This is a genomic window from Nocardiopsis sp. NPDC006832, from assembly GCF_040635885.1.
Lineage (GTDB): Bacteria > Actinomycetota > Actinomycetes > Streptosporangiales > Streptosporangiaceae > Nocardiopsis.
Genome location: NZ_JBEYLC010000057.1, coordinates 23,044 through 36,069 on the forward strand (window position 1 = coordinate 23,044; position 13,026 = coordinate 36,069).

Annotated in this window: 12 protein-coding genes and 1 pseudogene; 4 read left to right on the forward strand and 9 right to left on the reverse strand. The window is 71.3% G+C overall.

The window, feature by feature from the left end; all coding sequences use genetic code 11:
* Window positions 1-50: 50 nt before the first annotated feature.
* Window positions 51-827, reverse strand: coding sequence for a class I SAM-dependent methyltransferase (locus ABZ717_RS22760; RefSeq protein WP_358513755.1), 777 nt, complete (start codon window positions 825-827; stop codon window positions 51-53).
* A gap of 308 nt (window positions 828-1,135) precedes the next feature.
* Window positions 1,136-2,302: a S8 family serine peptidase gene (locus ABZ717_RS22765; RefSeq protein ID WP_358513757.1), complete on the reverse strand. Its 1,167-nt coding sequence runs from the start codon at window positions 2,300-2,302 to the stop codon at window positions 1,136-1,138.
* 230 nt (window positions 2,303-2,532) lie between these two features.
* Here ABZ717_RS22765 and ABZ717_RS22770 point away from each other — a divergent pair, with 230 nt between their 5' ends.
* Window positions 2,533-2,817: a DUF3263 domain-containing protein gene (locus tag ABZ717_RS22770; protein ID WP_358513759.1), complete on the forward strand. Its 285-nt coding sequence runs from the start codon at window positions 2,533-2,535 to the stop codon at window positions 2,815-2,817.
* Window positions 2,818-2,961: 144 nt separating this feature from the next.
* Window positions 2,962-3,807: a trehalose-phosphatase gene (otsB, locus tag ABZ717_RS22775; protein WP_358513761.1), complete on the forward strand. Its 846-nt coding sequence runs from the start codon at window positions 2,962-2,964 to the stop codon at window positions 3,805-3,807.
* Here the strand turns inward: otsB and ABZ717_RS22780 are convergent.
* Window positions 3,776-4,810 (reverse strand): serine hydrolase domain-containing protein, encoded by a 1,035-nt coding sequence (locus ABZ717_RS22780; RefSeq protein WP_358513777.1) that lies wholly within the window; start codon window positions 4,808-4,810, stop codon window positions 3,776-3,778. The two genes, otsB and ABZ717_RS22780, sit on opposite strands and share 32 nt — an antisense overlap.
* A gap of 175 nt (window positions 4,811-4,985) precedes the next feature.
* Between ABZ717_RS22780 and argJ the strand changes: the two genes are divergently transcribed.
* The gene (gene argJ, locus ABZ717_RS22785; RefSeq protein WP_358513763.1) at window positions 4,986-6,146 is read left to right on the forward strand and encodes a bifunctional glutamate N-acetyltransferase/amino-acid acetyltransferase ArgJ; all 1,161 of its coding nucleotides are present in this window, start codon (window positions 4,986-4,988) and stop codon (window positions 6,144-6,146) included.
* 95 nt (window positions 6,147-6,241) lie between these two features.
* On the opposite strand, the gene ABZ717_RS22790 is transcribed toward argJ, so the two are convergent.
* On the reverse strand, window positions 6,242-7,816 hold the full coding sequence (locus ABZ717_RS22790; RefSeq protein ID WP_358513765.1) for an MFS transporter: 1,575 nt from the start codon (window positions 7,814-7,816) through the stop codon (window positions 6,242-6,244).
* A gap of 158 nt (window positions 7,817-7,974) precedes the next feature.
* Here ABZ717_RS22790 and ABZ717_RS22795 point away from each other — a divergent pair, with 158 nt between their 5' ends.
* Window positions 7,975-8,616: a TetR family transcriptional regulator gene (locus ABZ717_RS22795; RefSeq protein ID WP_358513767.1), complete on the forward strand. Its 642-nt coding sequence runs from the start codon at window positions 7,975-7,977 to the stop codon at window positions 8,614-8,616.
* Between the two features lie 271 nt (window positions 8,617-8,887).
* Here the strand turns inward: ABZ717_RS22795 and ptsP are convergent, their stop codons facing one another.
* The 5 genes and pseudogenes from ptsP to ABZ717_RS22820 form a co-directional block, all read right to left on the reverse strand.
* A complete protein-coding gene (gene ptsP / locus ABZ717_RS22800; RefSeq protein ID WP_358513769.1) occupies window positions 8,888-10,618 on the reverse strand; it encodes a phosphoenolpyruvate--protein phosphotransferase in 1,731 nt (576 codons plus the stop codon).
* 176 nt (window positions 10,619-10,794) lie between these two features.
* Window positions 10,795-11,835: a zinc-dependent dehydrogenase gene (locus tag ABZ717_RS22805; protein ID WP_358513771.1), complete on the reverse strand. Its 1,041-nt coding sequence runs from the start codon at window positions 11,833-11,835 to the stop codon at window positions 10,795-10,797.
* Between the two features lie 92 nt (window positions 11,836-11,927).
* Window positions 11,928-12,368: a PTS sugar transporter subunit IIA gene (locus tag ABZ717_RS22810; RefSeq protein WP_358513773.1), complete on the reverse strand. Its 441-nt coding sequence runs from the start codon at window positions 12,366-12,368 to the stop codon at window positions 11,928-11,930.
* Window positions 12,358-12,666: a PTS lactose transporter subunit IIB gene (locus tag ABZ717_RS22815; protein ID WP_067604073.1), complete on the reverse strand. Its 309-nt coding sequence runs from the start codon at window positions 12,664-12,666 to the stop codon at window positions 12,358-12,360. Before ABZ717_RS22815 ends, ABZ717_RS22810 begins: the two co-directional genes overlap by 11 nt.
* Before the next feature lie 66 nt (window positions 12,667-12,732).
* Window positions 12,733-13,026, reverse strand: a pseudogene (locus ABZ717_RS22820) (PTS mannose transporter subunit IIA); the annotation flags it as partial.

Genomic DNA, 13,026 nt, shown 5'->3' on the forward strand with positions numbered 1-13,026 from the left:
CCGAAAGCCCTTGGAGGCAACGTCGAACGGCCCCCGGGCGACCACCCGGCTCATTCGGGAACGGAGACCAGCAGGACGAGGGAACCCTCCAGTTCCGGGGTCGACCGAAGGTGACCGTGGTCTCGGTCCCATGTGCCATCGTCCAGGGCTCGGGACAGGTCCGCGTGGAAGCGTTCGTGGACCTCCTCCGAGACGAAGCTCCACGCCGAACAGGCCTGCCGGGCCCTGGAGTCCAGCAGCGCCTCCGGCCGCCCGTAGTAGGCCTCGTTGAAACCGTCCGAGCAGTCGAGGGGGATCGGCACCCGGGTGACCGTGGTGCGCCCGCCCAGACCCTCGGACAGGTCGGACATGGACGGGTAGCGTCGCGCCTCGGTGTCCAGGACTTCCGGGGCGTATTCGTACAGCCAGAAACGGCGCACCAGGTCCGGGTCACAGGTGAGCACCGCGACCGGTCCATCGGTGACCCGTCGTACCTCGGCCAGTCCGGCCGTGGGATCCGACCACTGGTGGACGCTGAACGTGGTCATGGCGGCGTCGAAGGAACCGTCGGGGAAGGGCAGGGACTCGGCGGTGGCGTTCACCGCCTTCGGGAGGTCGTCGGGTCTGCGGGCCCGCATGCTGGACGAGGGTTCCACCGGGGTGACCTTCCGGTCCGCCGGCTCGTAGGAGCCCGCGCCGGCCCCGACGTTGAGCACCGTGCGCGCGTCGCCCAGGGCCGCGTGCACGAAGGAGGCGATCCGGGGGTCGGGCCGACGGTGGTCGGTGTAGGTCCTGGCGATCACGCCGTAGTCGGCGTCACCCGCGCTTCCGTCCGCCTTACGCGCCATGCGGCTTCTCCCGTCGTGGAAGGGGTGGGGGGCGGTGCCACCCTAAACCGTGCCCCCTTCCCGCCCCCAGGGGTTTTCCACAGGCTCCGGGTCCGCCGCTGTTCCAGGGCCCGCGTGAGCCGTAACGTCGTATTCGGGGGGCTCTGGGCCCCGCCCACATCGTGCTGCCCATGACCCACCCCGCACACACGAGGGGGCGCTCCCCACCCGGGAACGCCCCCACACCACACGTCATCGTCCTCCAGCGACCGGCCACGCGACCCCACCATCACCCGGTCACGCGGTCACCCGGTCACCCGGCCTCACCGCTACTTGGCCTTGCGGCGACGGCCGCCCTTCTTGCGCCGGGACGGGCGTTCCTCGGCCTTGGCCTGCTCGGCCCGGGCCGCCGCCAACTCCGCGTCCTCGGCCTCCCGTTCGGCCTTCACCCCGTACGGGTCGGCGCTGCTGCGGCGCACCCACAGCACCAGCACGAGCACGACGATCGCGAACACCACACCGACCAGGGCGAACCACACCCACACCGGGACGCCCTCGTCCTCCTCCTGGACCAGGTTCTCGTCGACGAGGGGGACGTCCTCGGCCGTACCCGAGGCCTGGGCCACCGCATCGCCCACCTGCAACGACGGCAGGCCGTCGGGACCCGGCTGAGCCCCATCGACCAGGGCTTCGCGCACCTGGGCCGGGCTCAGCTGCGGGTAGTCGGCGGCCAGCAGCGCGGCCGCGCCGGCGACGACGGCGGCCGCGTAGGGCGTCCCGGTCACGTCGGCCTGGCGCAGGTCTTGGCCGGCGGTCCGCAGTTCGGCGCCGGGTGCCACGAGGTCGATCGCGGAGGCGTCGGGCGAGTCCGGGATGAGCGCGCCGTCCTCGTCCACCCCCGCCACCGTCAGGACGTTCTCGTCCGTGTTCCCACCCGCGGGGCCCACCACCAGGGCGCCCCCGCCGGCGGCCGCCGCGATGGCCTCGGTCAGGTCCTCGTCGTCACCGACCTCATCGGGCAGCAGGACGATCTGAACGTCCTCGTCCACGGCGTGACGGATGGCACCGGGCAGGTCGTCCTCGGTGGGCAGCACCAGGATGTTCGCTTCGGGGGCGACCCCGAGCACCCCACCGTCGGCGTCCATGCCGTGGCCGTGCGCCGCCACCAGGCCGGCCGCCGCGGTCCCCTGCTCGTCGTCGGCCCCGTTGGAGCCGAACCCGTCGTCGATCTCCACGTTGTCGCGCAGGTCGGGGTGTTCCTCATCGACCGACACCCCGGGCAACGCCACGGTGATGCCCTGTCCCTGGGTCTCCTCCCAAACGTCCTGCGCCCCGATGGACGTCAAGGCCCACTGGTCGGGACGGAAGTCGGGGATCTCCGAGGAGGCGGCGGGCGCCGCCGTCAACCCCAGTACGACCAAGGACGCGCAGGTCCCGGCCGTGGCGCCCAACAGATGGCGCGAATGTGTCCTGCTACGGCTGTTGCCCCCGAGCACGTCAGGCTCCCTCGAACGTTGCGGTCGGCGTTCCGCCGGGCCCTCCCCGGACCCTCGCGATTCTGTCACGAGCACAGGTTCCAAGCTTGGACAAGTGACCACCCGGGTAGGGAAGGCAACTGTAGCCCTGGTGCCACTCCTGAGTTTTCCGCTCCTCATCCGGCATGTCGAGTCGCTAGCATGAGTCGCGCCGATCCGGACAAACCAATTACCCGTCCAGGGGGTGTCCCATGCCGAATATCGGTCCGTCCAAGGACGGTCAGTCGGCCCTCGCCGAACGCGAACAGCGCATCCTCGCCTTCGAACGCCAGTGGTGGAAGTTCGAGGGCTCCAAGGAACAGGCGATCCGCGATGAGTTCGGGTTCTCCGCGACCCGGTACTACCAACTGCTCAACGGTCTGGTCGAGCGCCCGGAGGCGCTCGCCTTCGATCCCATGACCGTCAAGCGTCTGCGCCGCCTGCGCGCCGACCGTCGACGACAACGCAACGCCCGCCGCCTGGGCATTCAGATCTGACCCACCGGGCCGGTACGTGCGCCAGGGACGATCCCCGCATCCGCACGAAGCCGAACCTGCGCGCTCTCCCCTCGGCGAAGACCACACGTCCACGCCAGGGCCCGCGCCGCGCGGCCCATCGACGACTACGACGAGGTCTTCCGCATGTCCCCGACCGAGCCCGGTAACCCGCTCGCACCCGGCACCGAGGCCGGACGCGCCGGCCTGCGGGCGCTACTCGACCAACCCTCCACCGCGCTGACCGGCTTCGACTTCGACGGCACACTCGCCCCCATCGTCGCCGACCCCCGCGCCTCCGCACCCCAACCCGGGGTCGTGGATGCGCTGGCCGCGCTGTCCGCACTGGTCGGAACCGTGGCGGTGATCACCGGCCGCCCCGCGGCCACCGCGGTGCGTCTGGGCGGCCTGGACCAGGTGCCCGGCATCGTCGTCCTCGGCCACTACGGGGCCGAACGCTGGGTGGACGGCCGTGTGGTCGCCGCGGATCCACCGCCGGGGGTGGCCCTGGTCCGCGCCGAACTCCCCGCGCTGGTCGACGCGTCCGGGGCTCCCGCGGGTACCTGGATCGAGGACAAGGGCCGTTCGCTGGCCGTGCACACCCGCCGCGCCGACGACCCCGACCGGGCGTTGGAACTGCTGTCCGGACCACTGGCCGACCTGGCCGAACGCGCCGACCTCAAACTGGAGCCCGGGAGGATGGTGATCGAGCTCCGCCCCCAGGGCGTGGACAAGGGCGCGGCCCTCACCTCCCTGGTGGAGGAGAGGGCCGCGCGTTCGATCCTCTACGCCGGTGACGACCTCGGTGACCTGCCGGCCTTCGCGGCCGTCACGGCCCTGCGCGAACGCGGGACACCCGGGCTCACCGTTTGTTCGTCCTCCGACGAGGTCACCGCGGTGGCCGAGGCCGCCGACCTGACCGTCCCCGGTCCCGCCGGGCTCGCCGTGTTCCTTGGGGAGATCACGGAGAGGATTCGTGGGCCTGTGGCGTGAGCGCCGACCGGGCGGCGCCGCGCAGGTCCACCAGGCCGGTGCGGTCTCGCCCGTGGTGGACGGCGTTGGTGAGCACGCCCACGTACCGTCCGCTCTCGGGGTGCATGAACAGGCTCGTCCCCGTGAACCCGTTGTGGTAGACCACCCCTTCCGGAGTGACCAGCCAACCCAACCCGCGGGAGAGCCGCCCTCCCGCGTCCACCTGCGGGGTCCAGCTCTCCCGCACGTACGAACCTGGGATGTCCCCCTCCGCCCCGATCTCGTGCAGGCGCAGCATCTCCCGAGCGAAGGTGCCCAGGTCGATGGCGGTGGTGAAAGCCCCGGCGTGCCCGGCCACACCGCCCATCAGCGCCGCGGCCTCGTCGTGCACCACGCCCCAGGTGGGAGCGGTTCCGACGAGTCGACGCTCGGTGGGGGCCACTCCGGGCGAGCGTGGCAGCGGACCGAAGGTGGTCGAGCGCATCCCCAATCCGGCCCAGAAGTCGGCGGCCAATCGGTCCAGACCCTTGCCGTACAGGCGTTCCAGCAGCAACCCCAGCAGGATGAACCCGCGATCGATGTAGAGGTAGCCGGGATCCTCCAAAGGATCTGAAAGGATGGCCTCGGCCAGGTCCTGGTCGGTGCCCACGTACCGTTCCAACCAGGTCACCTGGTTGAGTCTGCTGGTGTGCGTGAGGATCTGTCTGGTGGTCACCCAGGCCCCGGGAAGGTCCTCCCCCTCGAAGTATTCGGACATCGGAGCGTTGAGGTCCAAAACCCCCTCGGCGACCGCCCTACCGACCAGCGGCCAGGTCGCCATCACCTTCGTCAGGCTCGCGACGTCGTAGGAGACGTCCGGCGCGGTGTCGTGTTCGTCGTCGATCCGACCGACCGCGACGAACTCCCACATGCCACCGGTACCGACCACCGCGGCCCCACCGGGTAGCCAGTCGGCGTCCACCATCACCTTCAGGACCCCACGGATCCGTGCCCCCGTCTCCGTGAGCCAGTCACCATCGTGCACCACACGCCTCCCCCCGAGCGGTCTTCCCCCACTCTCGGCGGATACCCCGTTCGATCCGGCTTGTCACACCCGTGTCGTCAACGAACAGTACGAAACCCGAGCAGGTGGAGGCCGTAATCGAGGGGGTCGGGCGTGGCGAAGTAGGCTGGCGTTCAGGAGTTTCTTGAGGAGGACGATGAGCAGCCAGACCCCCGTTCCCGCCGGTTTCGTCGGCGTGGCCGGAAACATGGGGATCAAGGACCCCGACGACGATTTCTTCGCCGTCGTCTCCCAGACCCCGGCGGTGGTGTCCGCCGTGTTCACCAGGTCCCGGTTCGCCGGACCCAGTGTGCGCCTGAGCCGGGAGGCGGCCTCGGACGGCCGTGCCCGCGGAGTCACCGTGATAGCCCGCAACGCCAACGTGGCCACCGGACAGGTCGGCACCCGGGACGCGCGCGAGGTGCGGGACCGGGTGGCCCGGGCCGCCGGCGTCGACCCCGACGAACTCCTGATCGCTTCCACCGGCGTCATCGGACGCCCCTACCCGATGGAACGGGTCCGCGCCTACCTGGACGGGCTGCCGGCCGAGTTCCCGCCGGCCGACCTGGACCGCGCCGCGTCGGCGATGATGACCACCGACACCCACCCCAAGATCGTCGGCGCGAAGGTGGGCGGGGCGACCCTCACCGGCATGGCCAAGGGTGTGGGCATGATCGAGCCGAACATGGCGACCATGCTGGCCTGGTTCTTCACCGACGCCGAGCTGGAGCAACCGGTTCTGGACGAGGTGTTCCGCCGGGTGGTGGACCGCACCTTCAACGCGCTCAGCATCGACACCGACACCTCCACGAGCGACTCCGCCGCGATCATCGCCAACGGTGTGGCCGGCCCGGTGGACGTCGCCGAGTTCGAGGAGGCGCTGTACGAGACGGCGCTGAGGCTGGTCCGGATGATCGCCTCCGACGGCGAGGGCGCGGGCAAGCTCATCGAGGTGCGGGTCACCGGAGCTCGCGACGACGCGCAGGCCAAGCGCGTGGGCAAGGCCGTGGTGAACTCTCCGCTGGTCAAGACCGCCGTGCACGGGGCCGACCCCAACTGGGGCCGGGTCGCGATGGCCGTGGGCAAGTGCTCGGACGAGACCGACGTGCTGCCGGAGAACGTGCGCATCGTCTTCGGTGACGTGGAGACCTTCCCCGCCGAGGCCACCGAGGAGACCCTGGAGCGCGCCGCCCGGCACATGAAGGGCCAGGAGGTGCTGATCGGGGTCGACCTGGGCATCGCCGACGGTGACTTCACCGTCTACGGCTGTGACCTGACCGAGGGCTACATCCGGATCAACGCCGACTACACGACCTGAGCCACCCCCACGAACGACGACGTGGCCCCGGAGGAACGGATTCCTCCGGGGCCACGGTGTTTCGGGGGCACGCCGCTCTCGGGACCGCGCCGCGGTCAGATGTGCACGGCGGGGCCGTCGGTCATCCTCCCCCCGCGCATGAACAGCGACAGGATCGCGCCCGCGAACAGCAGCCCCGCGGCGATGAGGAAGGCCAGGTGCAGGCCGTCCAGGAAGGCCAGGTTGCTCGCCGTGGTGATCGCGGAGACGGTGTCGGCGTCGGCCCCTTCGGGCAGGACGGCGCCGCCCTGGGCGATGACGCTCTGCATGGAGCTCAGTTCACCACCGGAGGGCGCGTCCTGGCCGAAGGCGCCGTAGTGGTCCGGCAGCCTCGTGACGATGGTCGCGGACATGACCGCGCCCAGGACCGCCGTGCCCAGCGAACCGCCGAGCTGCATCGCCGCCTGTTGCACGGCGGAGGCGACACCGGCGAAGCGCACCGGCGCGTTCCCGATGATCGCGGCGGTGGCACCGGTCATCACCAGGCTCAGCCCCACTCCCAGCAGGACGAACCCGATCGACAGGTACACCACCGAGGTGTCCAGGGTCAGTCGGGAGAGCAGGAACATGCCCGCCGCCGCGGACAGCAGGCCGATGGTGGTGGGCAACCGTGCGCCGACCCGGTCGAGGATCCGTCCCGCGATCGGAGAGACGATGGCCATGGTCGCGGTCATCGAGATGAGCTGCGTTCCGGTCTGGGCGGGGCTCATCCCTCGCACGCCCTGTAGGTAGAAGGTGATGAAGAACAGCGAGCCCATCAGGCTCACGGCCATGAACACCATCAGCACCACACCGATGGCCAGGGAGGGGTTGGCGAACAGCGCGAGCGGGATGAGCGGCTGTTCGGGCTTGCGCTCCCAGAGCACGAAGGCGAGGGCGAACAGGATCGCCCCACCCAGGGAACCCAGGGTGACGGGGTGGCCCCAGCCGATGCTCGGCGCCTCCACCAGTGCCCACACCAGGGCGAAGACTGCGATGCTGATGAGGACGATGCCGGGCAGGTCCATGCGGCTTCCCGGGTCGGTGGGCCGGTTGGCGGCCAGTAGCCACAGGCCCAGGACCAGGGCGATCACGCCCACCGGGACGTTGATGTAGAAGACCGCCTCCCAGCTGAGCGCGTCGACGAGGACGCCGCCCAGGATGGGACCGCCGGCGGTGGCCGCGCCGATCAGGCTGCCGAACACCCCGAAGGCCCGGCCGAGCTTGCTGGGCGGGAAGCTCGCGCGCATCAGGCCCATGGCCGACGGCAGCAGGAGCGCCCCGAAAACGCCTTGGACGATCCGGAAGGCGACCAACATGATGACCCCGGAGGACAGGGCGATGGCCACCGAGGCCACGACGAAGCCGACCACGCCCACCAGGTAGGTGTTCCGGTGGCCGAAGCGGTCGCCGAGCTTGCCCGCGGTGATGAGGAAGACGGCGAGGCCCAGCAGGTAGCCGTGGGTGACCCACTGCAACTCGGCCAGGGACGCCCCGAGGCTCGCGCCGATCGCCGGGTTCGCGACGGCCACGATGGTCCCGTCCAAGGCCACCATCATCACGCCGAAGGCGATGGCGACCAGCGTCGCCCAGGGGCTCCGGGTGAGGCGTTCGGCCACCCGTGTCGGTGGTGCGGCGGTCTGTGCGGTCATGGCTCCCCCGATGGTTCCCCGTTGGTTACCGGGCGAGATTATGGCAGCCACTGACACTTCGCAATCCATGCAAGAAGTCAGTGACTGACGTCATACTGGCCCGCATGTATCCTCGCAGTGGGTGCGAGATCCGAGGCCACCGAGGAAGGAGGCCGTCCATGACCGTGACGAGCTCCGAACCGACCGGTCTACGTGAGCGCAAGAAGGCGCGCATGCGCAGGGACCTCATCGACGCGGCGATCCGCCTGTTCCACGAGCGCGGGTTCGAGGGGACCACCACGGAGGAGATCGCCGCAGCCGTCGACGTATCCCAGCGCACGTTCTTCCGGTACTTCGCCTCCAAGGAGGACGTGGTCCTGGAGGCCGCGGAGGGCGTGGACCAGAGTCTGTTCGACTCCCTGCGCGAACGCCCCGCCGACGAGGCACCGTTCCGTGCCCTGCGCAACGCGATGCGCGACCACTGGGAGTACCTGGAGCGCGAGGACCTGCATCTCCAGGGCAGCGCGAGCAACCTCATCGCCCGCAGTCCCGAGCTGATCGAGGCGAACATGCGCTACCACCATCGGCGCCAGGCACGCCTCGCCAAGGTCCTGGGGGAACGCGCGGGGGTGGACCCGACCACCGACCACCGCCCGTCACTGGTCGCCTCGGTGTTCTTCGCCGCCCTGAGCAACGGCCACCAGATCTGGTGCGCCTCCGGATGCGAGGACCTCGGCCGCCTGCTCGCCTGCTTCCTGGAACAGCTGGACCTGGTCCCCGAAGCCGTCGGCGGCGGCTGGGGCACCCCCACCGGCACCTGACCGGGCCCACCACCCGACGAGCCCGGAGGCGATGGGGCCGCGTGTGGTGAGGGCGCTCGTGGTGAGGCGCCGCTCCGGGGGCCCGGACGGTGGGTCCCCCGGAGCGTCCCGGTGTGGCTCGGCACGTGGGTCGGGTCCGTCGGCGAAGTCACCGCACGTCCTCACGGTCGGCCCGGGTTCGGTTGTCGACCGTGAGGACGCCGTGACGGTGCCGCCGGGGCTCCGGGGCCCCGCGCGGCAGGGTCGTGTTCGCGGAACACGACCCCTCGGGTCAGAGCCGTAGGGCCTCCGGATGCGCCGCCTCGCGCACCACCTTCCTGGCCCGCTCCGGGTCCTCGGCCGCCAGGGCCAGCTCGGCCAGGCGTCGGCACTCGGCATGCGTGTGCCGGGACAGGACGTAGCGCACCGCGGGCAGCGCCGGGGACGCCATGGACAGGCTGGTCGCCCCGAGACCCACCAGCACCACGGCGAGCAGTGGGTCGGCCGCGGCCTCACCGCACACCCCCACGGGTTGGCCCAGCGCCTCCCCCGCCCGCCCCACCTTGGCCAGCAGGTGCAACAGCGACGGCTGCCATGGGTCCAGCAGCTCCGGCAGGCTCTCCAGAGTCCGGTCGGCCCCCATGGTGTACTGCGCCAGGTCGTTGGTGCCGATCGACACGAAGTCCACACGGCGCAGCAGCCGGTCGGCCAACAGCGCGGCGGCCGGCACCTCCACCATCACACCGACCTCGGTGATCCCGGCCGATCTCGCCAGTTCGGCGAACTCGCCCGCCTCCGCCGGGGTGGAGACCATCGGAGCCATCACCCGGACCCGGGCGGAGGCCCCGTCGGCGGCGGCCGCGTGTTCGGCCGCGGAGATCGCGGTGAGCTGGTCGGTGAGCAGCCGTGGGTGAAGCCTCGACGTACGGAACCCGCGCACGCCCAGGGCCGGGTTGGCCTCCTCACCCGTCGGCGCGAACTCCAGGGGCTTGTCCGAACCCGCGTCCAGGGTCCGCACCGTCACCACCCGACCGGCGAAGGCCCGGAACAACCGGGTGTAGGCCTCGGTCTGCTCGGCCACCGTGGGTGGCTCCGCCCGGTCGAGGAAGAGGAACTCGGTGCGCAACAGCCCGATCCCCTCGCTGTCGTGCGCGCCGGCCTCGTCCGGGTCGCCCTCGCCCGCGTTGAGCAGCAACGCGATCGGCACACCGTCGGCGGTACGGCCCGGCCCACCGGACTCGGCCAGCAGGATCCGGCGGCGTTCGGCCCGCCCCTGGATACGCTCGACGACCTCGGTGTCCGGGTCCACCTCGACGGTGCCCGCGTCGCCGTCCACCGCCACCGTCACACCGTCCACCAGGTGTTCCGCTCCCGAGCAGCCCACCACCGCGGGCAGACCCAGGGAGCGGGCCAGGATCACGGTGTGGCTGGTGGGACCGCCCAGTCGGGTGACGATGGCCTTCACCCTCGCCGGGTCGAGCCGCACCGTATCGGCCGGCGCGAGGTCCCGGGCGACCAACACGTACGGATGTCCGGGATCGGGCAGGCCCGGCATCGGGAGTCCGAGCAACACCGCCACCGCCCTGTCCCGGATGTCGGCCAGGTCGGCGGCGCGTTCGGCCAGGTACCCTCCGGCCGCGAGCAGAAGCTCCTGGTAGCGGCCGCACGCCGTATGGACCGCCCAGGCCGCCGGGCGACCTCCCCGGGCGAGCTCGCCGATCTGCCTACGCAGGTCGGGGTCTCGGGCCATCATCGCCAGGGTGGTCAGCACCGCGGCGGCCTCGCCCTCGACGTCGGCCGCCCGCGCGTCCAGTTCCGCGCCCACCTCGTCCAGGGCGGCGAGGGCGGCGCCCTCCTCCGCCGCCGGATCGTCGACCACGGGTTCGTGCGCGGGCAGGGCGGGCGGGTCGGCCATCCGGGCGACGGGCGCCACCGCGGCGCCCGGCCCGGCGGCGATGCCCTTGAGCGGGCCCTCGGGGGCGGGGCCGGAGGCCGGGTTCTGGACGGGTTCCGTCTGCGCCATGTGTGCTCTCCTGCGACTGATGGGGGCCGGCTGTGATGGTGGGGACGATGATCCGTCGGGTCCAGCCAACCCCGAAAACGGCGCCGGCGCCGGCCCCGATCCCGAATCTGTGGATAACCGGGCAGGGGCCGGCGTGCGCGCCTACCGGGGCCGGGCGTGGGTGTCTCCCGGAACGGTCAGGGCTCGATGGTCACCTTGACCGCGGTGCCCGCCGCGACCGTCTCGATCGCCTTGTGCACGTCGGCCAGCGGCATTCGTTCGGTGATGAGGTCGGCGACCGGCACCGCCCCGGTGGAGATGAGGTCGAGGGCGCGCTTGTTGTGTTCGGGGCTGGAGCCGTTGGCCCCGAAGATCGAGAGCTCCCGGTAGTGGACCGCGTTGGCGTCCAGCGCGATGATCGGCGCGTCCTTGGGCAGCCCACCGAAAAGGCTGATCCGGCCGCTGCGCGCCACCATCCGCACCGCGTCCTCCTGGGCCTTGCCGGACGCGGCCGCGGTGATGACCAGGTCCGCGCCCCGGTCGCCGGTCAGCTTCAGCACCTCGGCGACGGCGTCGGTGTCCGACCCGCAGATCGCGGCGTCGGGACGCACCAGTTCGGCGGACATGTCCAGGCGACCCCGGTTCAGGTCCACCAGGTACACCTCGGAGGCGCCCTTGGCCCGGGCCAGACGGACGTGCAGACAGCCGATGGGTCCGGCGCCGATCACCACCACCTTGTCGCCCTCGCCGACCCCGGCGATCTCCTGACCGTTGAGCACGCAGGCGAGGGGTTCGGCCACGGACGCCTCGGCGAGGGAGACGTTGTCGGGCACCCGGTTGACGCCGTCCACGGCCAGCACCGCCTCGGGGATGATCATGTACTCGGCGAACCCGCCGTCGTAGTGGTAGCCCATGGACTCCTGGCGCGAGCACACCGTGAACCGGCCGTCGGCGCACTCCACGCAGGTGCCGCACGGGATGGCGGCGATGACCTGTACCCGGTCCCCCTCCGACCAGCCGGTGACCCCCTCGCCGACCTCCACGATCCGACCGGAGATCTCGTGTCCGATCACCCGGGGCGGACGGATGTGGTGGTGACCGTGTCGGGAGATCTTGACGTCGGTGCCGCAGGTGGAGCAGTTGGCGACGGCGATCTTGAGCTGCCCCGCCCCCGGCGTGGGTTCGGGCGCCTGTTCCAGGCGGATGTCCCCGGGGGCGTAGAAACGGGCGACGAGCATGGTGGGGCCTTTCTTGTGGGGTCGGGGGCGGGGTGTCCGCCCCCGACCGTTCGAGGAAGCGGTGGCACGGGTCCACCGGGGGTACGCGGTGATCAGCCCGCGGCGGGGGCGAGCAGTTCGAGGACCTCGTCGGGGTCCTCCGCCGACCGGAGCCGCGCCGCCCTTTCGGGGTCGGTGAGGACCCCGGCCAGGGAGGACAGCACCCGCAGGTGTTCCTCGCCCGACGCGGCGATGCCGATGGCCACGTGCACGGTGGGACCGTCCCAGTCGACCCCCTCGGGGAACTGGACGACGGCGAGCGCCGCCTTGCGTACGAGGACGCGGGAGGCGTCGGTGCCGTGCGGGATGGCCACGCCCTCGCCCACGAAGGTGGGGATGGAGGCCTCCCGTTCGTGCATCGCGCTCACGTATCCGGGGTCGACCGCGCCCAACTCCACCAGCAGGGCGCCGCACTGGTCGATGGCGTCGGCGCGGTCGCGGGCGGTGCGGCCGAGCCGGACGGCGTCCGCGTTGAGGACGAGATCAGTCGCCAAGGGTCCCACCGTCCCGGATGGCCGCCTCCACCTTGGTGAACACGGGGTCGCCGAGGAACATCTGGAAACCGATGACGACGGTGTCGGGCACGCGGGTCCGGGCCCGGGCGACCAGGCCGGAGTGGCAGAGCACGAGGTCGGCGTCGTCGGGGACGCGGTCCACCGGGGAGTGCTCCACGGTGACGTCGTAGGGGGCGAGGGTCTTCTTGAGCTGGGTGGTGAGCAGGACGCTGCTGCCCATGCCGGCGTCGCAGGCGACGACGACCTTCTTGACGGCGGATCCTTCGATGGTGGCCATGTGGCCCTCCTGTGCTGAACCTGGACTGGGGGTGGTCTTGCGGCCCGGATGGGCCCGGACGGACGGCTAGGCGTCCTTGGTCTCCGCCGCCGCGGCGGCCTCGCGTTCGGCCTTGCGTTCGGCGCGCCCGAATCCGAGTAGGGCCGAGGCGATGAGGAACGAGACGACCGTACCGACGAGGACACCGGCGAGGACCGCGATGTGGTCGCCGCGCGGGGTGACCGCCATCAGGGCGATGATGCTGCCCGGTGCCGGGGTGGCGACGAGTCCGGCGTCGAGGAGCATGAAGGTGGTCACGCCGGACATGCCTCCGCCGATCACGGCCAGGAGGAGCTTGGGCTGGGCGAGGATGTACGGGAA